This is a genomic window from Stenotrophomonas sp. yr243 (genome assembly GCF_900184195.1).
Taxonomy (GTDB): domain Bacteria; phylum Pseudomonadota; class Gammaproteobacteria; order Xanthomonadales; family Xanthomonadaceae; genus Stenotrophomonas; species Stenotrophomonas lactitubi.
Genome location: NZ_FXWT01000002.1, coordinates 1,293,742 through 1,316,672, shown reverse-complemented (window position 1 = coordinate 1,316,672; position 22,931 = coordinate 1,293,742). Strand labels below are relative to the sequence as shown.

Sequence of the window (22,931 nt, the reverse complement as noted above, 5' to 3'; positions counted from 1 at the left end):
CATCCGCCCCCAACGGCTATGGTCCCGGGCTGTTCTGTATTGCCGGAAATGCCGATGTCTGCCCGTAAAACCCTTCCTGCCGCCCTGGCCCTGGGCCTGACCCTCGCCGCCGGCGCCCACGCCGATGAAGGCATGTGGATGCCGACCCAGCTGCCGGAGCTGGCCAAGCCGCTGCAGGCGGCCGGTTTCAAGGGCAACCCGGCCGATCTGGCCAACGTGACGGCGCCGCCGCTGAGTGCGGTGGTGCGTGCCGGCGGTGGCACTGGCTCGTTCGTCTCGGCCGACGGCCTGCTGCTGACCAACCACCACGTGGCGATGGGCGTGATCCAGTACAACAGCTCGCCCGAGCACAACTTCATCAACGACGGCTTCATCGCCAAGGGCCGCGCCGATGAGCGCCCGGCCAATCCGGACTTCCGCGTGCTGGTCACCGTCGGCTTCGACAAGGTGACCGACCAGGTGCTGGCGCAGGCCCGGGGCAAGACCGGCCGCGCGTACTTCGACGCGGTGGATGCGGCCAGCAAGCAGATCGTGGCCGAGTGCGAGAAGGACGGCAGCGTGCGCTGCTCGGTGGCCAACATGTATTACGGCACCGACTTCTACCGCATCGCCCAGCTGGAACTGAGCGACGTTCGCCTGGTCTATGCGCCGCCGCGCGCGATCGGCAACTACGGCGATGAGATCGACAACTTCATGTGGCCGCGCCACACCGGCGACTTCACCCTGCTGCGCGCCTACGTGGGCAAGGACGGCAAGCCGGCCGCCTACAGCAAGGACAACGTGCCCTACCAGGCACCGGCGCACCTGCAGATGTCGGTGGAAGGCCCGAAGGAGGGCGATTACGCGATGCTGGCCGGTTACCCGGGCATCACCTACCGCCATCGCACCGCCGCCGAATTCGCGGGCCAGATCGATACCGTGCTGCCGCGCCGGGTGTCGGTGTTCCAGCAGATGATCGATACCATCGAGGCCGCCAGCGCCAAGGACGCGCAGGCGCGTACCCGCTACGCCTCGCAGCTGCAGTCGCTGAAGAACAACCGCAAGCGTGCCGCCGGTGAGCTGGAAGGCCTGCTGCGCAGTGATGCCAAGGCGCAGCGTGCAACCGACGAGCAGGCAATGCTGGCCGCCACGGACCGCAAGTACCAGGGCGACATCAAAGCGCTGCTGGCCAACCTGTCGCAGGGTGCGGCGGTGGGCGAGCGCGACCTGCTGCTGGAACAGATGGCCGGCCAGAGCCAGCTGCTGCGCTCGGCGCTGCTGCTGGAACGCCTGCGCATCGAATCGGCCAAGCCGGACGCGCAGCGCGAGACCGGCTACCAGCAGCGCGACCAGGCGATGATCGAGGGCGTGCTGAAGCAGGTGCAGCGTCGCTATGCACCCGAGGTCGAGAAGGCACTGCTGACCACGCTGTTGACCCGCTACCAGCAGCTGCCGGATGCGCAGCGCGTGGCCGAGTTCGACGCTGCGTTCGGCCGTACCCCGGCACAGCTGGCGCAGGCATTGGACACGCTGTACGCCGGCACCCAGCTGGGTGACGAAGCGCAGCGTCTGTCCCGTTTCGCCGCTGCCCGCGAAGGCAAGGCGCTGGCCGTCGACCCGCTGATCGCCGTGGCCGGCCCGCTGGTGGCCGCGCAGCTGCGCATCGAGAACGAGAGCAAGACCCGCGAAGGCGAACAGCTGCGCCTGCGCCCGGCCTACATGCAGGCGCTGTTCGCCTGGCGTGCCAAGCAGGGCCGTGCGGTGTACCCGGATGCCAACCGCACGCTGCGCATCAGTTACGGCAAGGTGGAAGCACTGCATCCGCGCGATGGTGTGACCTATTCGCCGGTGACCACCGTGGCCGGCATCGTCGAGAAGAACACCAACGCCTATCCGTTCGATGCACCCAAGCCGTTGCTGGCCGCGATTGCCAAGGGCGACTTTGGCAGCACCGCCGATCCCGCGCTGAAGACCCAAACGGTCAACTTCCTGACCAACCTGGACACCACCGGCGGCAACTCCGGCTCGCCGGTGCTCAACGCCAAGGGCGAGCTGATCGGCCTGAACTTCGACAGCAACTGGGAGTCGGTCAGTGCCAGCTGGTGGTTCGACCCGCGCTACAAGCGCGCCGTGCACGTGGACATGCGCTACCTGCGCTGGCTGCTGGCCAAGGTCTACCCGGCGCCCGAGCTGCTGAAGGAAATGGGCGTTCCGGCGGAATAAGGCCGGTACCCGGTAGGTGCCCACCGTTTCCTGGTGGGTGCCCACCCTTGCGGGCCACCGGCGTGACCTACCATCACGACCAACGGTCGTGATCTACTGGCCCCTGCTCTGACGGAAACACGCGCTTGGTCTCCAGCTGGATCCTGCTGCTGGTCTCGGTTGCCTATGCCGCGCTGCTGTTCGGCGTGGCGTGGTGGGGCGACCGTCGGCCGATGTACCCGGACCGGCCGTGGCTGCGACCGGTCGTCTACAGCCTGGCACTGGCCGTGTACTGCTCGTCGTGGACCTTCTACGGCGCAGTCGGTACCGCCGTACGCAACGGCGTGGGCTACCTGCCGATCTACATCGGCCCGCTGCTGCTGCTGCTGTTCGGCTGGCGCATCATCGAGCGCCTGGCGCTGATCGCGCGCAGCCAGAACGTGGTCTCCATCGCCGACTTCATTTCCTCGCGCTTCGGCCGCTCACGGCGACTGGCGGCGCTGGTGGCGATCATCGCGCTGATCGGCATCATTCCCTACCTCGCCCTGCAGTACAAAGCGGTGGCGATGAGCCTGCAGGTACTGACCGGCAACACCGGGCCGACCGGATTCTTCAGCGACCCGGCCCTGTATGTGGCATTGCTGATGGCGCTGTTCGCCACCCTGTTCGGCACCCGCCAGGTCGATGCCACCGAGCACCACCACGGCATGATGCTGGCGATCGCGCTGGAATCGGTGATCAAGCTGGTGGCGATGGTGGCGGTGGGCGTGTTCGCCTATGTCTGGCTCAGCGACCGCAACGAAGCGGTGGTGGAGTCGGTGCATACGCTGTTCACTGGTCTGCCACCGGTGGGCTTCCTGTCGCAGACGCTGCTCAGTTTCCTGGCCATCATCTGCCTGCCCCGCCAGTTCCACGTGGCGGTGGTCGAGTGCGGCGACGTGCGCGATGTGCGCCGCGCGCGCTGGATGTTCGGTGGATATCTGGTGCTGATCTCGGCGATGGTGCTGCCGATCGCCACCGCCGGCGTCAGCCTGTTCGGTACCGGAAGCGGCGTGGCCGACGACTCGATGGTGCTGGCCCTGCCGCTGGCCGAGGGCCGCAACGCGTTGGCATTGATCGCCTATATCGGTGGCTTTTCCGCCGCCACCGGCATGGTCATCGTGTCCTCGATCGCGCTGGCGACGATGGTCAGCAACGACCTGGTGATGCCGGTGCTGCTGCGTCGCAGTGGCGATCACCAGGAAGCGGCCGACGTCGCCTCGCGCGTGCTGTGGATCCGCCGCCTGGCGATTCTGCTGCTGGCGCTGATGGCCTACAGCTACTACCGCAGCAGCAGCAACGACAGCACGCTGGCCTCCTATGGATTGATGGCCTTCGCCGCAGTAGCGCAGTTCGCGCCGGGCCTGATCGGTGGCCTGTACTGGCGCGGCGCCAGCCGTCGTGGCGTGGAGACCGGTATGCTGCTCGGCTTCGCCACCTGGCTGTACACCCTGCTGCTGCCGGCGATGACGATGGCCGGCTGGATGGATGCGGGCTGGGTGCAGCATGGTCCGTTCGGCATCGATTGGCTGCGCCCCCAGCAGCTGTTCGGCATGACCGGCTGGGACCCGCTGACCCATGGCACGTTCTGGTCGCTGCTGGTCAACGCGGCGACGATGATGCTGGTATCGGCGCGTTGGCGCCCGGGCGTGGATGAGCGCCTGCGCGCTGCGCCCTTCCTTGATCCCTATGCCGAGCGGCCTTCAGTGGCGGGGGGGTGGCCGGGCCACGTACATGTGGGCGATCTGCTGGCGCTGGCCTCGCGCGTGGTCGGTGAACGCCATGCGCGGCGCTCGTTCTTCGAACAGGCGCAGTCGCTGGGGCGCGAGCTGCAGTCCTCGGCACCGGCTGACCGGCCATGGGTGCAGTTCACCGAACGCCTGCTGGCCGCGTCGATCGGCGCGGCCTCCGCGCGCCTGCTGCTGACCAGCCTGCTGCGCGGTTCGGGCATGGACCTGGGCGAAGTGGTGGCGGTGCTGGACGAAGCGGGACAGGAACTGCGCTTCAATCGCGAGATCCTGTCGACCACGCTGGAAAACATCAGCGCCGGCGTCAGCGTGGTCGACCCGGACATGCGCCTGACCGCCTGGAACCGCCGCTACCAGGACATGTTCGGCTACCCCGATGGCATGCTCTACGTCGGCCGCCCGGTGGCCGATCTGATCCGCTACAACGCCGAGCGTGGTGAGCTGGGCGAGGGCGATATCGAACTGCAGATCAATCGCCGCATCGGCTATATGCGTGCCGGTTCGCCACATGTGTTCGAGCGCACCCGCAGCGACGGCAAGGTGATCGAAATGCGTGGCCAGGCACTGCCTGGCGGCGGCTATGTCACCAGCTACAACGACATCACCGACTACAAGCACGCCGAACGCGCACTGCTGGAGGCCAACGAAACGCTGGAGCAGCGCGTGGCCGAGCGCTCGCATGTTGCGGAAGTCGCGCAGCAGTCGAAGACCCGTTTCCTGGCCGCGATCAGCCATGACGTGCTGCAGCCGTTGAACGCGGCGCGGCTGTTCGCATCGGCGTTGCGCGACAGCGACCATGTCAGCGACGAGCAGCGACACTTGGCCGAACGCGTGGATGCCTCGCTGCGCGCGGCCGAGGAGCTGCTGGATGGGCTGCTGGACGTGTCGCGGCTGGATGCCGGCGGCCTGCATCCGGTGATCGGCGAATTCGATGTCAGTGCGCTGATGCGCGAGCTGGCCGCGCAGTACACGCCGGTCGCAGCCGGACGCGGGCTGCGCCTGGATCTGTTCGCGCGTACCACCTGGGTGCGCAGCGACCGTCGCCTGCTGCGCCGTGTGCTGCAGAACTTCCTTGCCAATGCGCTGCGCTACACGCGGCAGGGGCGCATCGTGTTGGCGGTGCGCCAGCGCGGCGATGAAGTGGAACTGCAGGTGTGGGATACCGGCCCCGGCATTCCCGAGCATCACATGCGGCAGATCTTCGACGAGTTCCACCGCTACCAGCAGCCGTTCGACTGGGGCGAGCAGGGCCTGGGACTGGGCCTGTCTATCTGCCAGCGCATCTCGCGTCTGCTCGATCATCGCTTGAACGCGCGCAGCCGGGTCGGCAGTGGTTCGATGTTTTCGATCATCCTGCCGCGGGTGGCGCCACTGCCGGGATATACCGAAGCGGTCACTTTGGCGTCGACAGCACCGCCGGTCCGCAGCGATTCGTTGGCGGGCCTGCGCGTGCTGTGCGTGGACAATGACGAGGAGATCCTCGATGGCATGCGCGCGCTGCTGGGGCGCTGGCAGGTGCAGGTGATCACCGCATCGACGGTGGACCAGGCGCTGCAGAAGATCGCCGAGCGTCCGCAGGTGATGCTGGTGGACTACCACCTGCACGACCGCATGGATGGCCTGGATGCGCTGGTGGCGCTGCGCGAGGCGGCGGGCTATCCGTTGCCCGGTGCGCTGCTTACCGCAGATGGCCGCGATGAACTGAAGCGGATGGCCCGCGAGCGTGGCTATCGCCTGTTGACCAAGCCGATCAAGCCGGCCTCGCTGCGCGCGTTCCTGGGCGCGTTGCGGGATACCCGCAACAACGATGCCTGATGGGCAACTGTAGAGCCGAGCCCATGCTCGGCTCCTGCGCGAAGCGCGGTGTTCCGCCGTCTGGCTGGAGAGCAGCCGAGCATCGGCTCGGCTCTACAAAATCCTGGTTGCTCGAACTCCCTGTAGAGCCGAGCCCATGCTCGGCTCCTGCGCGAAGCGCGGCTCATATATAGCCTTCGCTATAAAAACCAGCCCTGCCTGCGCGTTTCGCTGGAAATGCGCCACGCGCGGATCGCGGTGCTAAGCTTCGCGTCCCCTTGGGGAGTAGCCGGATTCCTTCGCAGGAATCGTCCACGTCAACATACTCGGCCAGTGCGCCGTGGCGTGGACAACCATGATGGTTGGCGAGACCAGCGGCCTGCGCGCGCAACATCAGGTTGGGCGCGAGCGCAGGCCGTGCGTCCGTCCTTGCCCGACCTCAGCAGCCGCCAATGTCCCCCCTTTCGATCCTCCTGATCGGCTTTGCCATGTCCACCGATGCCTTCGCCGCCGCGATCGGCAAGGGTGCGGCCATGCGCAAGCCGGTGTTCCGTGATGCGCTGCGCGCCGGCATCATCTTCGGCGTCATCGAGGCGATCACGCCCATCATCGGCTGGCTGCTCGGCCGTGCCGCTCTGCAGTACGTGGAGGCGTTCGACCATTGGATCGCCTTTGGCCTGCTCGGCGCGCTGGGCATCCACATGATCTACAACGGCCTGCGTCCGGATAACGGCGAGGACAATGAAGATCCGGCGCAGCACCATGGCTTCTGGAAACTCGCACTGACCGGTTTCGCCACCAGCATCGACGCGATGGCGGTGGGCATCGGCCTGGCCTTCATGGACGTGCATATCGGGGTGATGGCCGCAGTCATCGGCCTGTGCACGCTGACCATGGTCACCGCCGGCATCATGCTCGGCCGCGTGCTCGGCAGCATGGTCGGCAAGCGCGCCGAAATCATCGGTGGCGTGATCCTGGTGATCATCGGTGCGACGATCCTGTACGAACACCTGCACGGTGTCGCGTAAGCAGGGATACTTGTAGAGCCGAGCCCATGCTCGGCTGGCGTATGAAGCAGCCGAGCAGGGAGGCCGGCTCTGCAGGGCATTGGCTGACACGCCTTGCGGCGTTGCGCTGATGGAGAGGCGGTCAGGTGCAGCCTAGTCTTTCCGCATGTCCAGCTCCGCACTTCGTATTGGTCGGTGGTCGCAGACCGGCAATGTCTATGCGATCACCGCCGTGACATACGCGCGTCGGCGCTGGTTCGACGATGAGGCCAGCGTCGATCTGCTGATAGAAGCGTTACGCACTGTGGAGCGGACGGGCCGGACATGCTCCCTGGCGTGGGTGATCATGCCGGATCATCTGCATTGGTTGATCCAATTGCGGAGCGGAACGCTCGCCAGCTGCATGCAGATTCTCAAGTCGCGCAGCGGCCGCTCCATCGGCAGGTACGTCGATGCCGATACTCCCATCTGGCAGGCGTGATACTACGATCACGCGCTCCGTAGCGATGAATGCCTGCGCACGCAGGCGACCTACATTGCGGCCAATCCGGTGCGCGCTGGACTGGCTACGTGCATTGGGGAGTACCCGTATGCCTGGAGTCGATGGCCCTTGCTGGGCTGATTCTGTACTTGGACGAAGAGCAGCCGAGCGCGGGCTCGGCTCTACAAATGCATCATGAAGTCTGTAGAGCCAAGCCCATGCTCGGCTCTGAAGTTCGTCACGATCAATCTTCTTCCGGTGGCAGCACGATGGCGTCGTCGTCGATCGCCAGCTTGCCGGCCATCAGCACCGCCTGGGTGCGGTTGGTCACGCCCAGCTTGCGCAGGATCGCGGTGACGTGCGCCTTGATCGTTGCTTCGGAGACGTTGAGGTCGTAGGCGATCTGCTTGTTCAAGCGGCCCGCGCCGAGCATCTGCAGCACGCGGAACTGCTGCGGGGTCAGCTCGCGCAGGCGCTGGCCGACTTCGCGTTCTTCGCTGCCGGTTGGCGGCACATTGTGTGCTTCCGGCGGCGCCCAAGTCTCGCCATCGAGGATGGTGCCGAGCGCATGGCCGATCGTGTCCGAATCAGCGGACTTCGGAATGAAGCCCAGCGCGCCGTGGTCGAGTGCGCGACGCATCACCGTGGCTTCTTCGCGTGCGGAGACCACCACCACCGGCAGGTGCGGATGCAGCGAGCGCATGTGCACCAGCGCGTTGAAGCCCTGTGCGCCGGGCATGTTGAGATCCATCAGGACCAGGTCGGCGTCGTTGTGCTGGTCGGCCAGCGCATACAACGCTTCCACGCTGTCGGCCTCGAACAGTTGAACGCCCGGAATGACCCGCTGCACGGCACCCCGCAGGGCTTCGCGGAACAACGGATGGTCATCGGCAATCAGGAGGGTGGTCATGGGTCGAGCTTATCGATCAGGAAAAAGGGCGGTGTGATGGCTGGCACAGGACGGGTTGAACATGGCCGGGTCCCTCCTCCCGGCCACGTTCGTGGCGCGTCCTGTGCCCGCGCTCACGTCATCAACGGACCTTGCGTTCGTCCACCAGCGAGGCCACGACCGACGGATCGGCCAGGGTCGAGGTGTCACCGAGCTGGTCCGGCGCGTTCTCGGCGATCTTGCGCAGGATGCGGCGCATGATCTTGCCCGAACGGGTCTTCGGCAGGCCTGGCGCCCACTGCAGGTGATCGGGCGTGGCGATCGGACCGATCTCCTTGCGCACCCAGGCGACCAGCTCTTTCTGCAGTTCGTCGCTGGGCGCTTCCTCGGCCACCAGGGTGACGTAGGCATAGATGCCCTGGCCCTTCACGTCGTGCGGGAAGCCGACCACGGCGGCCTCGGCCACCTTCGGATGCGAGACCAGCGCACTTTCCACTTCGGCGGTGCCGATGCGGTGGCCGGACACGTTGATCACATCGTCCACGCGGCCGGTGATCCAGTAGTAGCCATCTTCGTCGCGGCGGCAGCCGTCACCGGTGAAGTAGCTGCCCGGGTAGGTGCGGAAATAGGTATCGATGAAGCGCTGGTGGTCGCCATACACCGTGCGCATCTGGCCCGGCCAGGAATCACGGATGATCAGGTTGCCTTCGGTCGGGCCGTCCTTGATCTCGCCATCGGCATTGACCAGCGCCGGCTGCACGCCGAAGAAGGGCAGGGTGGCCGAACCCGGTTTCAGATCCATCGCACCGGCCAGCGGCGAGATCAGGATGCCGCCGGTCTCGGTCTGCCACCAGGTATCGACGATCGGGCAACGGCTGTCGCCGACCACCTCGTAGTACCAGCGCCAGGCTTCCGGATTGATCGGTTCGCCGACGCTGCCAAGCAGGCGCAGCGACGCGCGCGAGGTCTTCTTCACCGGCTCCTCGCCTTCGCGCATCAACGCGCGGATGGCGGTGGGGGCGGTGTAGAAGATCGACACCTTGTGCTTGTCGATCACGTTCCAGAAGCGCGACGTATCGGGGTAGTTCGGTACGCCCTCGAACATCAGCGAGGTCGCGCCATTGGCCAGCGGGCCGTACACGATGTAGCTGTGGCCGGTGACCCAGCCGACGTCGGCGGTGCACCAGTAGATGTCGTCCTCGCGCAGGTCGAACACCGCTTCATGGGTGTAGGCCGCGTACAGCAGGTAACCGGCGGTGGTGTGCAGCACGCCCTTCGGCTTGCCGGTGGAACCGGAGGTGTAGAGGATGAACAGCGGATCCTCGGCATTCATCGGCTCCGGCTCGCAGCTGGCCGGCTGGCTGTCGACCACGTCATGGAACCAGCGGTCGCGCGGGGCCTGCATGTCCACCGCGCCGCCGGTGTGGCGCACCACCAGCACGGTTTCCACGGTATTGGTGCCGGGCAGCTTCAGCGCCGCATCGACGTTGGCCTTCAGCGGAATCTTCCTGCCACCACGCAGGCCTTCGTCGGCGGTGATGATCAGCTTGCTCTGGCAATCGCTGACACGGTCGGCGATCGAGTTCGGCGCGAAGCCACCGAACACCACCGAGTGGATCGCACCGATGCGCGCGCAGGCCAGCATGGCCACGGCAGCGTCGACGATCATCGGCAGGTAGATGGTGACCCGGTCGCCCTTCTTGACGCCGAGGTTGCGCAGCGCGTTGCCGAGACGGCAGGTGCGCTCGTACAGCTCGCGATAGGTCACGTGCTGGGCCGGCGCATCCGGGCTGTCCGGCTCGAACAGCAGGGCGGTCTTGTCGCCACGCTTTTCCAGCTGACGGTCCAGGCAGTTCACGCTGGCGTTGAGCTCGCCATCTTCGAACCACTTGATGTGGAAGTCGGCCAGGTCGTAGCTGACGTTCTTGATCTTCGTCGGCTTGCGCGACCAGTCCAGCCGCTCGGCGGCCTTGCCCCAGAACGCATCCGGATCGGACACCGAGGCCTGGTACTGCTGTTCATAGGAATTCTTGTCGATACGCGCCTTGGCGGCGAACTGCGGATCGACGGGGTAGAGATCAGCCATGGCACCCTCACTTGCACGTTGACTTTGTGTGTGCAGCCGCAGCATTGCCGCAGCCGTTCCCCCTCAGTTTGCCCCATCCACCCCCGGTCGCGTCACCACTTCGGTTAGACCTTGGTCGAAAGTCGGGCCCCTGCAGGCCCGGGTTCGACCAATGGCCAATAGCCGGTGCGTGCAAACGCCCCGCAGTCTCGGCTCGACCGTGCCCCACGCGCGGCATCACCTTGCCACTTGGGAGAGAGGGCAACATGAGCCACCGTACGTTGAAAGCCGTGCGCACACCTTTGGCGGCCTGCCTGTTGGTCGCCCTGGTCGCACCGGGCATGGCGTTCGCCGAGACCGCCAAAGAGAAGGCACTGGAAGCACGCGTTGCCGAACTGGAGCGGCAGGTACAGGCGCTGCTGTCGTCACAGCAGCAGCAACAGACCCAGATCGTGCAGACCCAGCAGGCGGTCACCGACGTCCGCACGCTGCAGGCCGAACAGAAGCCGGCGGTGCCTGCGGGCAAGCAGCCGATCCAGGTCACCACCATCACCCCCGGTGCGGCGCCGGGTACCACGGTCAAGATCGGCGGCTTCATCAAGGCCGATTTCCTGGCCACCCAGACCAGCGATGGCCAGCTGGCCGATGATGCCACCGGCCGCTCGCTGTACCTGCCCGGGCAGACCCCGGTGGAAGGTGCCGGCGGCAGCGGCAAGCGCTCGGACGTGGACTACAACGCCCACGCCAAGTTCTCGCGCTTCAACCTGGGCATCGACAACGTCAGCGAGTCGGGCAACAAGGCCGGCGCGTTCTTCGAGATGGATTTCTTCGGCAATTCGCTGGGCAACCAGACTGCCACCAATACCTATGGCGTGACCCTGCGCCATGCGTACATGTACTGGAACAACTGGATGGCCGGCCAGACCTGGTCGAACTTCATGGATGCGGCTTCGCTACCGGAAGCGGTCGACTTCGTCGGTCCGACCGATGGCGTGATCTTCGTGCGCCAGGCCCAGGTGCGTTACACCAAGGGCGGCTTCAGCGTCGCGCTGGAGAATCCGGAAACCACCACCCTCACCGGTACGCGCAATCCGGTCACCGGCGCCTGGACCAATGCCAGCGCCAACTCCGATCGCGGCAGCCTGCCGGACCTGACCCTGCGTTATGGCTGGAAGGGTGACTGGGGCACCTTCGGTGTCGGTGGCGTGGTCCGCCAGCTGAAGGTCGACAACCAGACCACCGGTGCCAAGGCTGACAAGGTGGCCGGTGGCCTGACCCTGGGCGGCAAGTGGGTAATGGGTGACAGCGATTCGCTGCACTACCAGTTCACCGGTGGCGAGGGCATCGCCCGCTACATCGGCCTGGGCATCACCGCCGATTCGGCCTATGACGTGGCACGCGACGAGCTCAACCCGACCGGTGTGATCGCCGGCTACGTCGGTTGGCGCCATGCGTTCTCGCCGAAGCTGCGCACCAACCTGATCTACGCGCGCAGCGACTACGACAACGACAGCATCCTCGGCCCGCTGGTGACCAAGAGCGTGCAGAGCATCCGCGGCAACATCTTCTATTCGCCGATGCCCAAGGTCGATGTCGGTGCCGAGCTGATGTACGGCAAACGCGAGATCGAGAACGGCAACAAGGGCGACATCACCCGTCTGCAGTTCACTACCAAGTACAGCTTCTGATCGAGTGCCGACCAACGGTCGGCACCTACCGAGATTGAGTGCCGACCATGGTCGGTATCTACCAAGACTGCGTGCCGACCAAGGTCGGCACCTACAGAGGGAAAGCGTCCCATGTCCACAACACCTGCACCGGCGAAAGCCCAACTTACCCAGGGACACAAGAAGGTCATCTTCGCGTCCAGCCTGGGCACCGTTTTCGAGTGGTACGACTTCTTCCTGTATGGCTCTCTTGCGGCGATCATCGCCAAGCAGTTCTTCAGTGGCGTCAATGAAACCACGGGCATGATCTTCGCCCTGCTGGCCTTTGCTGCCGGCTTCTTCGTGCGACCGTTCGGCGCGGCCTTCTTCGGCAGCCTCGGCGACCGCATCGGCCGCAAGTACACCTTCCTGGTCACCATCCTGATCATGGGCATCTCGACCTTCCTGGTCGGTGTGCTGCCCAACTACGCATCGATCGGCTTCGCCGCACCGGTGATCCTGATCATCCTGCGTCTGGCCCAGGGCCTGGCGATGGGCGGCGAGTACGGTGGCGCTGCCACCTACGTGGCCGAACACGCACCGGCTGACAAGCGTGGCCTGTACACCAGCTTCATCCAGTGCACCGCCACGCTGGGTCTGTTCATGTCGCTGCTGATCATCCTGGCCTGCCGCTACTTCCTCGGCAACGAGGCCTTCGAGGCCTGGGGCTGGCGCATTCCGTTCCTGGTCTCGATCGTGCTGCTGGGCATCTCGGTGTGGATCCGCCTGCAGCTCAGCGAATCTCCGCTGTTCCAGCAGATGAAGGCCGAAGGCAAGGGTTCCAAGACGCCGTTCCGTGACAGCCTCAAGGGTGGCAACCTGAAGTTGATGCTGCTGGTTCTGCTCGGTGCTGCTGCCGGTCAGGCGGTGGTCTGGTACGGTGGCCAGTTCTACGCGCTGTTCTTCCTCAGCAGCATGCTGAAGGTCGATGCCACCACCTCCTACCTGCTGATCGCCGCCGCGCTGGCACTGGGCGTGCCGTTCTTCATCTTCTTCGGCTGGCTGTCCGACCGTATCGGCCGCAAGAAGATCATCCTCGCTGGCTGCCTGCTGGCCGCTGTCACCTACATCCCGATCTTCAAGGGCCTGACCCACTTCGCTAATCCGGCCATCGAAGAAGCCCGCAGCAGCTCGCCGGCGCTCGTGGTTGCCGATCCGAACACCTGCTCGTTCCAGTTCGATCCGGTTGGCCTGCGCAAGTTCACCAGCTCCTGTGACGTGGCTACCGCTGCGCTGACCAAGGCCGGTGTGCCGTATGACGTGCAGCCCGCCGCCGCCGGCTCGCTGGCGATGGTCAACGTGGGCAGCGCCAGCGTGACCTCGTATGAGGCCGCCGGCCTGACCAAGGAAGAAGGCAAGGCCAAGGCCGATGCGTTCGGCGCCGAGCTGAAGGGCGCACTGGTCACCGCGGGTTACCCGGCCAAGGCTGATGGCTCGCGCATCAACATCGCCGGCACGATCTTCATGCTGTGGCTGCTGGTGCTGTACGTGACCATGGTCTACGGCCCGATCGCCGCCTACCTGGTCGAACTGTTCCCGACCCGCATCCGCTACACCTCGATGTCTCTGCCGTACCACATCGGCAACGGCTGGTTCGGTGGCTTCCTGCCGGCGATCTCGTTCGCGCTGGTGGCCGGTACCGGCAACCTGTACTACGGCCTGTGGTACCCGATCATCATCGCGCTGATGTCGGTGGTGGTGGGTGGCCTGTTCCTGCGCGAGACGAAGAACGTGGATATCACCAAGTAAGAATGATGTTCATTGGATGAAGGAGAGGCCGTGGTGCAGACCACGGCCTTTTCGTTTCCCTGTAGCGCCGAGCCATGCTCGGCGACCGCGCAACGCGCGGCACAAAACTCCGCAGACGCGAACAGACAGCGCTCAATGCCGTCATCGCGGTTGACAAGCATCCGAAGCCACACGCCCTCTCGCGCCCTGGGTCAGATCCCTTTCGCACGCGAAAGGGATCTGACCCCATCGAGACCGCCGCCTCACGTGCGCACGCCGTATAGTCGCGGAATGAGCATCTCAGCCGCCGACCTTCCCGCCATCCTGCACACCCTGCGCAGTGCCTGGCAGGCCCAGCGTCCTTCGCTGGACCAGCGCGAAGCCGACCTGCGCCGTCTGCGCGAGGCGCTGAAGGAGCGCATGGACGAAATGGCTGCGGCCATCGCCGAGGACTTCGGCCACCGCGCCCACGTTGAATCGAAAATAGCCGATGGCATGAGCGTGCTGTCGGCCATCGATCACCTGCGCCGCCACCTACGACGCTGGTCGAAGCCGCGTCATGCGTCTGCTGGCTGGAAGCTGTGGCCAGCCCGCGCGCAGCTGCGGCCGACGCCGCTGGGTGTGGTTGGGGTGATCTCGCCCTGGAACTACCCGGTCACGCTGGCGCTGGTGCCGCTCGCCACCGCGATTGCCGCTGGCAACCATGTGCTGCTGAAGCCTTCCGAGCACACACCGCGCACCAGCGCGTTCCTGGCCGATCTGCTGGCCAGCGTGTTCCCGCCTGATCGCGTGGCGGTGGTGCAGGGTGGGCCGGACGTGGCGGCGGCAGTGTCCGCGCTGCCGCTGGACCATCTCGTATTCACCGGTTCCACCGCGGTCGGCCGCAAGGTGATGGCGGCGGCGGCGGAACATCTGGTGCCACTGACGCTGGAGCTGGGTGGCAAGTCGCCCGCCATCGTCTGCCGCGATTTTCCATTGGACAAAGCCGCGGCGCGGCTGGCCACCGGCAAGTGGTTCAACGCCGGGCAGACCTGCATCGCGCCGGATTACGTGCTGATCGACAGCGTGCGCCAGCGTGAGTTCGTGCAGGCGCTGCAGCAGCAGGTGCGCGAGCGTTACGGTGATTTCAGCGATGCGGGTGACTACACGCGGATCATCAACGAAGGCCAGTACCGGCGCCTGCAGGGCTATCTGGCGCAGGCGCGCGAACGCGGTGTGCCGGTGATTGCGTTGGCGCAGGTGGATGAGGCGCGCGCCGACCGCGAGCGCCTGCTGGTGCCGACGGTAGTGCTGGACCCGCCGGATGACCTGGACCTGATGCGCGAGGAGATCTTCGGCCCGATCCTGCCGGTACGCGCCTATCCGGACCTGGATGCAGCGCTGGCCGACATCGTGGCCCGCGACCGGCCGTTGGCGCTGTATCCCTTCAGCCATGACACAGCCACGGTGGAGCGCATCCTCGGCCAGGTGGTGGCGGGCGGGGTGACGGTGAATGACACGCTGCTGCACTTCGCCGCTGATGGTTTGCCGTTCGGCGGAGTGGGCGCCAGTGGCATGGGCGCGTACCACGGGCAGGCTGGGTTCGATGCCATGAGCAAGCTGCTGCCGGTGTTGTGGCAGTCGCGCTGGGCGGCCAGTGACCGGTTGCGGCCACCGTATTCGAAGATTGCGGGGTTGTTGAAGTTGCTGCTGCGGTGAAGCCACGCATGGCGTGGCTCTACTGACGGGACCGGGGTCTGGTAGGTGCCAACCTTGGTTGGCACGCGTGGACCCCAAGCGCCGACCAAGGTCGGCCTCTACCGGGGCGCACGGCACCCCAAGCGCCGACCAGGGTTGGCATCCACCAAAGCACACCCGGGTAGAATGCCCCCATGAAGATCGCCTCGTGGAACGTCAATTCGCTCAATGTCCGCCTGCCGCACCTGGAGCAGTGGCTCAAGGACTTCGGCCCGGACATCGTCGGCATCCAGGAAACCAAGCTGGAGGACCACAAGTTCCCGGATTCGGCGCTGATCGCCGCCGGTTACCGCAGCGTGTTCGCTGGCCAGAAGACCTACAACGGCGTGGCGCTGGTGTCGCGCGAGCCGGCGCAGGACGTGCAGATCGGCATTCCCGGCTTCGAGGACGAGCAGAAGCGGGTCATCGCCGGCACCTTCGGCGACCTGCGGGTGATCAACCTGTATGTGGTCAACGGCCAGGACATCGGTACCGACAAGTACGAGTACAAGCTGCGCTGGCTGGAGGCGGTGCACGCGTGGATCGCCGAAGAACTGCAGCGGCATCCGAAGCTGATCGTGATGGGCGACTTCAACATCGCCCCCGATGCGCGCGACGTGCACGACCCGGAAGTCTGGAACGAGAACCACATCCTGACCTCCACCGCCGAGCGTGGTGCGCTGACCAAACTGCTGCAGCTGGGCCTTCACGACGGCTTCCGCCTGCACAACGACGAGGCAGGCACGTTCAGCTGGTGGGACTACCGGGCGGCCGGTTTCCGCCGCAACCTCGGCCTGCGCATCGACCTGACCCTGGTCTCCGATGCACTGAAGGGCAGTGCGGTGACCTCGGGCATCGACCGTGAGCCGCGCACCTGGGAACGTCCCAGCGATCATGCGCCGGCGTGGGTGGAATTGGGTTGAAGCGGTAGCGCCGGGCCATGCCCGGCGAGCGCAGCGGCGGCAGGGAGACGCCGGGCATGGCCCGGCGCTACCTGTCAGTTCACCGTATGCTCTTGCGGGTGAACAGGTTGACGATCGCCAGCAGGATCACCGCGCCGATCAGCGAGAACAGGAACGTGCGGAGGGTGATCGCTTCATTGATGCCGCCGCCGAACAGCCAGCCGGAAATCAGTGCGCCGACGATGCCCACCACGATGTTGAGGATGATGCCCTGCTGGCCATCGCGCTTCATGATGATGCTTGCCAGCCAGCCGACGATGCCGCCGACGATCAGCCAGATGATGATGCCCATGATCGACTCTCCGGTGGATAACCGAGCCCAGTTGACGCGCAACGCTGTGAACCCGTCGTGCAATCCCGTGACGGCCGCGTGCGGATGAGCCTGCCAGCCACCCTCGACGGCCCCTGGCGGTTTGGCCCGGTCACCGTCTGGCGCTGCCCGCACGTGCCCGGCCAGCGCGGTGAGCCGCAGGCCCGGCAGGTGCTGGCACAGGCCCTGGGCGGCGAGCCGGACGCGCTGCCACTGCTGCGCGATGACAAGGGCCGCCCCGAGCTGAGCGGCGCGCTGGCCCACTACGGCACCGGTTGGAGCCACAGCGGCGAGGTGCTGCTGGTGGCGCTGGGCGAAGGCGTGCGGTTGGGCGTGGACCTGGAACTGCTGCGGCCGCGCCCACGCATGCTGGAGATCATCCAGCGCTTCTTCCATCCCGACGAAGTGGTCTGGCTGCAGGGCCTGGACGAGGCTGACCGCGAACATTGGTTCTTCCGCGTGTGGTGCGCCAAGGAAGCCATGCTGAAAGCGCACGGGCAGGGCATTTCCTTTGGCCTGCACCGCCTGCAGCTGGCCCCGGCCGCCGATGGCGCGCTGCACCTGCGCTGGTGCGACCCGGAACTGGGCGAGGCCGCGCGCTGGCACCTGCACGAGTGGCAGGCCAGCGGCCAGTTCCGTGCGGCATTGGCCTGGTATCCGCAGTGAATCGCCGAATCTGCAGTGAAAACCGGCGATAATGTCGGCATGAGCGAACACGATCTTCCCGCCGGCGTAGCGACCACGCTGCAGCAGGGCCTGGCCAGCATGGGCCTGGCCGCCGAGCTGGCCCCGCCGCTGCTGCGCTACCTGGCGTTGCTGCACCGCTGGAACGGCACCTACAACCTCACCGCCATCCGCGATCCGCAGGAAATGGTCACCCGCCATCTGCTTGATTCGCTGGCGATGCAGCCGTTCGTGGCCGATGGCAGCCTGGCCGACCTCGGTACCGGCCCCGGGTTGCCGGGCATCCCGCTGGCGATCGCCTGCCCGGGCCTGCAGGTCACCCTGGTGGAAAGCAACGGCAAGAAAGCCCGCTTCATGCGCGAGGCCGTGCGCCAGCTTGGCCTGGGCAATGCCCGCGTCGCCGAGTCGCGCGCCGAAGCGCTGGCCGAGCCGGGCAGCTACGATCAGCTGACCGCGCGTGCGATGGACACTCTGGCCGGCATCGTCCGCGTCGGTGGCCACCTGCTGCGCCCCGGTGGCGTGCTGCTGGCCATGAAGGGCGTCTACCCACATGAAGAGATCGCAGCGCTGCCGGCCGGTTGGCAGGTGCGCGAGGTGGTCCCGCTGAGCGTGCCCGGCCTGGCCGGCGAACGCCATCTGGTCACCGTCACAGGCCCCTGAACCCCGCCGCCACCCCCTTGTGGAACAAGCGGTTGGCGATCCACGATTTCCGCACGGGCCCGGTTGTACGCATAATGACCGGTCCCAGCACACGTCGACGAGGCACACCCGCATGGCCCGCATCATCGCCATCGCCAACCAGAAGGGTGGCGTCGGCAAGACCACGACCGCCGTCAACCTGGCCGCTTCCCTGGCCAACGCACCCAAGCGCGTGCTGTTGGTCGACCTGGATTCCCAGGGCAACGCGACCATGGGCAGTGGCGTGGACAAGCGCGAGCTGGTCTCCTCCACCTACGATCTGCTGCTGGGCGAGTCCAGCGCTGCCGACGTGCGCGTGCAGACCGCCGAAGGCTACGACCTGTTGCCGGGCAACATCGACCTGACCGCGGCCGAGATCCAGCTGATGGCGCAGAGCGAACGCGAGCAGCGCCTGAAGCGCGCGCTGGCGCCGATCCGCGACGAGTACGACTACATCCTGATCGACTGTCCGCCGGCGCTCTCGCTGCTGACACTGAACGCCCTGGCCGCCGCCGATTCGGTGATCGTGCCGATGCAGTGCGAGTACTACGCGCTGGAAGGCCTGAGCGCGCTGGTGGAAACCATCGAAGCGCTGCGCGCCAACCTCAACCCGGCGCTGGAGATCGAAGGCGTGCTGCGCACCATGTTCGATGTGCGCAACAACCTGGCCAATGCCGTGTCGGCCGAGCTCACCGAGCATTTCGGTGACCGCGTGTTCCGCACCATCGTGCCGCGCAACGTGCGCCTGGCCGAGGCGCCCAGCCATGGCCAGAGCATCGTCGGCTACGATCGTGCTTCGCGTGGCGGTGTGGCCTACCTCGGCCTGGCCGGCGAGATCATCCGCCGCAACAACGAACGCAACAAGGCCACCAAGGCCGTGGAGACCGTCTGATGACCAGCAAGCCTGCCGCCAAGAAGCGTGGCCTCGGCCGCGGCCTGGACGCCCTGCTGGGGCCCAAGGGCGCGGTCAGCCAGGTGCAGGCCAGCACGGCGGTGATCGAGCCGCTGCCCGGTGAAGTGCTGCGCAAGCTGCCGGTAGGCCAGCTGCAGCCGGGCAAGTACCAGCCGCGTCGCGAAATGGACCAGGGCAAGCTGTCCGAACTGGCCGACTCGATCAAGTCGCAGGGCGTGATCCAGCCGATCCTGGTGCGCCAGCTGCCGGCAGGCAACTTCGAAATCGTCGCCGGTGAACGTCGCTGGCGCGCCTCGCAGCTGGCCGGCCTCGACGAAGTGCCGGTGGTGGTGCGCGAGCTGGAAGACCGCACCGTCATCGCGATGGCGCTGATCGAGAACATCCAGCGCGAAGACCTCAACCCGCTGGAAGAAGCCGAAGCGCTGCAGCGCCTCATCAGCGAATTCACCCTGACCCATGCCGAGGCCGCCGAGGCCGTCGGCCGCTCGCGCGCGGCGGTGTCCAACCTGCTGCGCCTGCTGGAGCTGCCGATCGCCATCCGCCTGCTGCTGGAAACCCGCAGGCTGGAGATGGGTCACGCCCGCGCGCTGCTGACCCTGGCCCCGGAACTGGCCAGCAAGCTGGCCCAGGAAGCGGCCGATGAGGGCTGGTCGGTGCGCGAGGTCGAGCGTCGTGCGCAGGCGTTCGCCGCCGGCAAGGTGCCGAGCAACCGTCCGCAGCCGGTGGCCAAGGTGCAGCAGGCCGATATCGCCTCGCTGGAAACCGAGCTGTCCGAAGTACTGGGCACCTCCGTTGCGATCAACCATGGCCGCGGTGGCAAGGGCAAGCTGATCATCCATTACGCCAACCTGGACACGCTCGATGGCGTGCTGGAGCGGCTGCGCACGCGCCAGGGCTGACCCCGGCGCATCTTCCATGGGCGCACGGCCTGTTCCTGCCGTGCTCCGTCGATTGCAGGGAACGCACCGCCGCGCGTGCCGGAGGTCGTATCGTCCACCGCAGGGTGGGCCGCTCCGCCCCGTGGCTCATCCAGGGAGCAGGACATGACCATTGAAATCGACGACGTCAGCCCGGGCGGCAGTCCGATTCTCGTGCACAGCCGCGAGAAGGACTTCACCCCGGCCCACGGCGAAGAACACATCGAGGCGATCAGCGCCTACATCGAGCGCCATCTGGGCTCGATCTCCGGCGTCTTCCACGAAATCATCTCCGATATCGTGCACATCGACGTGCATGTGGTGCCGGCCACCGACGCGTGTCCGTACCTGCGGCTGGTGACCTCGGGCATGAGCGATCTGCCGATGTCCGTGCCCGATGAGGTGGACGCCCCCCGGCACATGGAACTGATGGTGACCCTGCCGGCGGATTGGCCGATCACCCAGGATGCCTTCGAGGACGAACGCAACTATTGGCCGGTGCGCCTGTTGAAGACCTTGGCACGGCTGCCGCATGAGTACGACACCTGGCTGGGCTTCGGCCACACCATCCCCAACGGCCATCCGTCCGAGCCCTATGCACCGGGCGTGGGATTCGATGGCGCCATCGTGCTGCCGCCGGTCACCACTCCGGACGACTTCGGCACGCTGGTGCTGGAAGACGGCAAGACCATCGAATTCATGGCGATCGTGCCGCTGTACCCGGAAGAGATGGATCTGAAGCTGAAGAAGGATTCGGAAACCCTGCTGGACCGCTTCGATGCGAAGAACATCCAGGATGTCATCCAGCCGGGGCGCACCAATGTGGCCAAGAAGCGTTTCGGCCTGTTCTAGGCCCTGCGCGTACCATCAGACTCTGTAACGGCTGAATTCCAGGCTCACCGCAATGACCATCCTGCTCACCGGCGCAGCCGGCTTCATCGGTGCCTACACCGCCCGTGCCCTGCTTGATGCGGGCCAGTCGGTGGTCGGCCTGGACAACTTCAACGATTACTACGACCCGCAGATCAAGCGCGACCGCGTGGCCGCACTGTGCCCGACGCTGGATCTGCGCACGCTGGACCTGACCGACCGCGACGGCCTGGCCGCGCTGTTCGACGAAATACAGCCGACGGCGGTGATCCACCTGGCCGCACAGGCCGGCGTGCGCTATTCGCTGGAAAACCCGCACGCCTACGTCGACAGCAACCTGGTCGGCTTCGTCAACATGCTCGAGCTGTGCCGCCACCGTGGCGTGCAGCATCTGGTGTATGCATCCAGCAGTTCGGTGTATGGCGATTCGGCTACGCCGCCGTTTTCCGAAGACCAGCGCGTGGACCAGCCGCGCTCGCTGTACGCAGCAACCAAGGCGGCCAATGAACTGATGGCCTACACCTACGCGCAGTTGTATGGCCTGCATGCCACCGGCCTGCGCTTCTTCACCGTGTACGGCCCGTGGGGCCGGCCGGACATGGCGCCGCTGCTGTTCTCGCGTGCGGTGCTGGCCGGTCGTCCGATCGATGTGTTCAATGAAGGCCGCATGCAGCGCGACTTCACACATGTCTCCGACATCGTTGCCGGTATTCTCGGCGCCCTCGCGCACCCGGCTGATGGTCCGGTGCCGCACCGGGTGTTCAACCTCGGCAACCACACGCCGGTCGAGCTGGAGCGCTTCATCGGCGTGATCGAGCAGGCCGCTGGTCGCCCCGCGCAGAAGGTCTACAAGCCGATGCAGCCGGGCGACATGGTTCGCACGATGGCCGATACCCGGCGCGCACATGACGCATTTGGCTACGAACCGGTCATGCCGATCGAACAGGGCCTGCCGCCGGTGGTGCAGTGGTGCCGCGAGTATTTTGCTGATCGCGCGTGAGAACGCATCCTCACACTGCCGGATTCATCTTCGGATAACCTCGGCGTCGGAAAATGCGCGGTCTTTGTCCCTCCTTGGCCGAGTCCCCCCATGAGCCAACCCGAGCTGTCCGTCGTCGTCCCAGTATTCAACGAGCGCGACAACGTCGCGCCCCTGGTGGCCGAAATCACCGCTGCACTGCGCGGCCGGCTGCCGTTCGAGATCGTCTACATCGACGATCATTCGCGCGATGACACCCTGGCCGTGCTGCAGGGCCTGAAGGCCACCACGCCGGAACTGCGGGTGCTGCACCACGTTTCGCAGAGCGGGCAGAGCACCGCGGTACGTACCGGCGTCAAGCACGCGCGCGCACCATGGATCGCCACCCTCGACGGTGATGGCCAGAACGATCCGGCCGACATCCCCAAGCTGCTGCAGGCCCGCGGTACCGCCGATGCCCAGGTGAAGCTGTTCGCCGGCTGGCGCGTCAACCGCCAGGACAGCGGCAGCAAGCGCTGGGCCAGCAAGTGGGCCAACGCCATCCGCGCGCGCATGCTGCGCGATGACACCCCCGATACCGGCTGCGGCATCAAGCTGTTCGAGCGCAACGCCTTCCTCGATCTGCCGTACTTCGACCACATGCATCGCTACCTGCCGGCATTGATGCAGCGCGCCGGCTGGAAGACCACCAGCGTGCCGGTCAATCATCGCCACCGCACCGCCGGCGTGTCCAAGTACAACAACCTGGGCCGTGCGCTGGTCGGCATCCGCGACCTGCGCGGCGTGGCTTGGCTGATCACCCGCAGCAAGCGCACCGCGGTGGAAGAGCGATGATGGGTTTGGCGCTGCACTGGCTGGACCAGCCGCTGACCTGGTTGTACTGGACCGGCCTGCATGTGACCGGTTGGAAGCTGATCGGCTACACCGGTGCGTTGATGTTTGGCGGCCGCTGGCTGGTCCAGTTCGTTGCTTCCAAGCGCGCCGGCAAGCCGGTGATCCCGCGCCTGTTCTGGTACATGAGCGTGGTCGGCAGCCTGATGACGCTGAGCTACTTCCTGTTCTCGGCCAAGCAGGATTCGGTGGGCGTACTGCAGAACCTGTTCCCTGCATTCACCGCGTTGTACAGCCTGCAGCTGGACATCAAGCACCGCGGCTGGAAGCGGGACAAGGCCAGCCACTGAGTTACCGGTAGATGCCGACCTTGGTCGGCGCTGGGTTTTGCGGGGCCAACCAAGGTTGGCCACTACCAGAGCGGCCATGCTGG

General features: G+C 66.0%; 18 protein-coding genes, 1 pseudogene and 1 riboswitch. Of the genes and pseudogenes, 16 read left to right on the top strand and 3 right to left on the bottom strand.

The features are described from left to right. The first annotated feature begins 54 nt into the window (after positions 1 to 54). The 4 genes and pseudogenes from QOL57_RS12650 (at position 55) to QOL57_RS12635 (ending at position 7,391) form a co-directional block, all read left to right on the top strand. Positions 55 to 2,202 carry a S46 family peptidase gene (locus QOL57_RS12650; protein ID WP_089237899.1) on the top strand — a complete coding sequence of 716 codons (2,148 nt, stop codon included), beginning with the start codon at positions 55 to 57 and terminating at the stop codon, positions 2,200 to 2,202. A 125-nt stretch (positions 2,203 to 2,327) separates the two neighbouring features. Beyond that, positions 2,328 to 5,783 (top strand): PAS domain-containing hybrid sensor histidine kinase/response regulator, encoded by a 3,456-nt coding sequence (locus QOL57_RS12645; protein WP_089237897.1) that lies wholly within the window; start codon positions 2,328 to 2,330, stop codon positions 5,781 to 5,783. 253 nt (positions 5,784 to 6,036) lie between these two features. Next, positions 6,037 to 6,126: riboswitch (yybP-ykoY riboswitch) on the top strand. Positions 6,127 to 6,214: 88 nt separating this feature from the next. Beyond that, positions 6,215 to 6,790 carry a manganese efflux pump MntP family protein gene (locus QOL57_RS12640; RefSeq protein ID WP_089237895.1) on the top strand — a complete coding sequence of 192 codons (576 nt, stop codon included), beginning with the start codon at positions 6,215 to 6,217 and terminating at the stop codon, positions 6,788 to 6,790. 145 nt (positions 6,791 to 6,935) lie between these two features. Further along, positions 6,936 to 7,391: pseudogene (locus QOL57_RS12635) on the top strand (transposase). 103 nt (positions 7,392 to 7,494) lie between these two features. Here QOL57_RS12635 and QOL57_RS12630 read toward each other — a convergent pair. Continuing rightward, positions 7,495 to 8,160 (bottom strand): response regulator transcription factor, encoded by a 666-nt coding sequence (locus QOL57_RS12630; protein ID WP_006477308.1) that lies wholly within the window; start codon positions 8,158 to 8,160, stop codon positions 7,495 to 7,497. Between the two features lie 121 nt (positions 8,161 to 8,281). Next, positions 8,282 to 10,225 (bottom strand): acetate--CoA ligase, encoded by a 1,944-nt coding sequence (acs, locus tag QOL57_RS12625; RefSeq protein WP_089237893.1) that lies wholly within the window; start codon positions 10,223 to 10,225, stop codon positions 8,282 to 8,284. A gap of 245 nt (positions 10,226 to 10,470) precedes the next feature. On the opposite strand from acs, the gene QOL57_RS12620 reads away from it, so the two are divergent. The 4 genes from QOL57_RS12620 to xth all read left to right on the top strand — a co-directional run bounded on the left by QOL57_RS12620 (position 10,471) and on the right by xth (position 16,277). Next, a complete protein-coding gene (locus QOL57_RS12620; RefSeq protein WP_089237891.1) occupies positions 10,471 to 11,892 on the top strand; it encodes a DcaP family trimeric outer membrane transporter in 1,422 nt (473 codons plus the stop codon). Between the two features lie 111 nt (positions 11,893 to 12,003). Beyond that, a complete protein-coding gene (locus QOL57_RS12615) occupies positions 12,004 to 13,659 on the top strand; it encodes an MFS transporter (protein WP_089237889.1) in 1,656 nt (551 codons plus the stop codon). Between the two features lie 270 nt (positions 13,660 to 13,929). Next, complete coding sequence (locus tag QOL57_RS12610; protein WP_089237887.1) at positions 13,930 to 15,336, top strand: coniferyl aldehyde dehydrogenase; 1,407 nt, start codon at positions 13,930 to 13,932, stop codon at positions 15,334 to 15,336. A 173-nt stretch (positions 15,337 to 15,509) separates the two neighbouring features. Further along, positions 15,510 to 16,277: an exodeoxyribonuclease III gene (gene xth / locus QOL57_RS12605; RefSeq protein ID WP_089237885.1), complete on the top strand. Its 768-nt coding sequence runs from the start codon at positions 15,510 to 15,512 to the stop codon at positions 16,275 to 16,277. Between the two features lie 79 nt (positions 16,278 to 16,356). Here the strand turns inward: xth and QOL57_RS12600 are convergent, their stop codons facing one another. Then, positions 16,357 to 16,608 carry a GlsB/YeaQ/YmgE family stress response membrane protein gene (locus QOL57_RS12600; protein WP_025878785.1) on the bottom strand — a complete coding sequence of 84 codons (252 nt, stop codon included), beginning with the start codon at positions 16,606 to 16,608 and terminating at the stop codon, positions 16,357 to 16,359. An 84-nt stretch (positions 16,609 to 16,692) separates the two neighbouring features. Here QOL57_RS12600 and QOL57_RS12595 point away from each other — a divergent pair, with 84 nt between their 5' ends. From QOL57_RS12595 to QOL57_RS12560, 8 genes are all read left to right on the top strand, one after another. Next, the gene (locus QOL57_RS12595) at positions 16,693 to 17,292 is read left to right on the top strand and encodes a 4'-phosphopantetheinyl transferase superfamily protein (RefSeq protein WP_089237883.1); all 600 of its coding nucleotides are present in this window, start codon (positions 16,693 to 16,695) and stop codon (positions 17,290 to 17,292) included. Between the two features lie 39 nt (positions 17,293 to 17,331). Next, positions 17,332 to 17,970: a 16S rRNA (guanine(527)-N(7))-methyltransferase RsmG gene (rsmG, locus tag QOL57_RS12590; protein WP_033832551.1), complete on the top strand. Its 639-nt coding sequence runs from the start codon at positions 17,332 to 17,334 to the stop codon at positions 17,968 to 17,970. Positions 17,971 to 18,082: 112 nt separating this feature from the next. Further along, the gene (locus tag QOL57_RS12585; protein ID WP_025878788.1) at positions 18,083 to 18,880 is read left to right on the top strand and encodes a ParA family protein; all 798 of its coding nucleotides are present in this window, start codon (positions 18,083 to 18,085) and stop codon (positions 18,878 to 18,880) included. Then, on the top strand, positions 18,880 to 19,800 hold the full coding sequence (locus QOL57_RS12580; RefSeq protein WP_089237881.1) for a ParB/RepB/Spo0J family partition protein: 921 nt from the start codon (positions 18,880 to 18,882) through the stop codon (positions 19,798 to 19,800). Before QOL57_RS12585 ends, QOL57_RS12580 begins: the two co-directional genes overlap by 1 nt. Positions 19,801 to 19,944: 144 nt before the next feature. Continuing rightward, positions 19,945 to 20,670: a suppressor of fused domain protein gene (locus tag QOL57_RS12575; RefSeq protein ID WP_089237879.1), complete on the top strand. Its 726-nt coding sequence runs from the start codon at positions 19,945 to 19,947 to the stop codon at positions 20,668 to 20,670. Positions 20,671 to 20,722: 52 nt separating this feature from the next. After that, positions 20,723 to 21,688, top strand: a complete 966-nt coding sequence (locus QOL57_RS12570) for an NAD-dependent epimerase/dehydratase family protein (protein WP_089237877.1) — start codon at positions 20,723 to 20,725, stop codon at positions 21,686 to 21,688. 90 nt (positions 21,689 to 21,778) lie between these two features. Further along, positions 21,779 to 22,501: a glycosyltransferase family 2 protein gene (locus QOL57_RS12565; RefSeq protein ID WP_089237875.1), complete on the top strand. Its 723-nt coding sequence runs from the start codon at positions 21,779 to 21,781 to the stop codon at positions 22,499 to 22,501. Further along, positions 22,501 to 22,848, top strand: a complete 348-nt coding sequence (locus tag QOL57_RS12560) for a lipid-A-disaccharide synthase N-terminal domain-containing protein (protein WP_032973852.1) — start codon at positions 22,501 to 22,503, stop codon at positions 22,846 to 22,848. Before QOL57_RS12565 ends, QOL57_RS12560 begins: the two co-directional genes overlap by 1 nt. Positions 22,849 to 22,931 lie beyond the last annotated feature (83 nt).

Excerpts from the sequence above, each read along its gene's own strand:
- acs (WP_089237893.1), bottom strand. The coding sequence starts at position 10,225 with ATGGCTGATCTCTACCCCGTCGATCCGCAGTTCGCCGCCAAGGCGCGT.
- QOL57_RS12570 (WP_089237877.1), top strand. The coding sequence starts at position 20,723 with ATGACCATCCTGCTCACCGGCGCAGCCGGCTTCATCGGTGCCTACACC.
- QOL57_RS12560 (WP_032973852.1), top strand. The coding sequence starts at position 22,501 with ATGGGTTTGGCGCTGCACTGGCTGGACCAGCCGCTGACCTGGTTGTAC.
- QOL57_RS12610 (WP_089237887.1), top strand. The coding sequence starts at position 13,930 with ATGAGCATCTCAGCCGCCGACCTTCCCGCCATCCTGCACACCCTGCGC.
- QOL57_RS12615 (WP_089237889.1), top strand. The coding sequence starts at position 12,004 with ATGTCCACAACACCTGCACCGGCGAAAGCCCAACTTACCCAGGGACAC.
- QOL57_RS12565 (WP_089237875.1), top strand. The coding sequence starts at position 21,779 with ATGAGCCAACCCGAGCTGTCCGTCGTCGTCCCAGTATTCAACGAGCGC.
- QOL57_RS12575 (WP_089237879.1), top strand. The coding sequence starts at position 19,945 with ATGACCATTGAAATCGACGACGTCAGCCCGGGCGGCAGTCCGATTCTC.
- QOL57_RS12640 (WP_089237895.1), top strand. The coding sequence starts at position 6,215 with ATGTCCCCCCTTTCGATCCTCCTGATCGGCTTTGCCATGTCCACCGAT.
- xth (WP_089237885.1), top strand. The coding sequence starts at position 15,510 with ATGAAGATCGCCTCGTGGAACGTCAATTCGCTCAATGTCCGCCTGCCG.
- QOL57_RS12595 (WP_089237883.1), top strand. The coding sequence starts at position 16,693 with ATGAGCCTGCCAGCCACCCTCGACGGCCCCTGGCGGTTTGGCCCGGTC.
- QOL57_RS12580 (WP_089237881.1), top strand. The coding sequence starts at position 18,880 with ATGACCAGCAAGCCTGCCGCCAAGAAGCGTGGCCTCGGCCGCGGCCTG.
- QOL57_RS12600 (WP_025878785.1), bottom strand. The coding sequence starts at position 16,608 with ATGGGCATCATCATCTGGCTGATCGTCGGCGGCATCGTCGGCTGGCTG.
- QOL57_RS12650 (WP_089237899.1), top strand. The coding sequence starts at position 55 with ATGTCTGCCCGTAAAACCCTTCCTGCCGCCCTGGCCCTGGGCCTGACC.
- QOL57_RS12585 (WP_025878788.1), top strand. The coding sequence starts at position 18,083 with ATGGCCCGCATCATCGCCATCGCCAACCAGAAGGGTGGCGTCGGCAAG.
- rsmG (WP_033832551.1), top strand. The coding sequence starts at position 17,332 with ATGAGCGAACACGATCTTCCCGCCGGCGTAGCGACCACGCTGCAGCAG.
- QOL57_RS12630 (WP_006477308.1), bottom strand. The coding sequence starts at position 8,160 with ATGACCACCCTCCTGATTGCCGATGACCATCCGTTGTTCCGCGAAGCC.
- QOL57_RS12620 (WP_089237891.1), top strand. The coding sequence starts at position 10,471 with ATGAGCCACCGTACGTTGAAAGCCGTGCGCACACCTTTGGCGGCCTGC.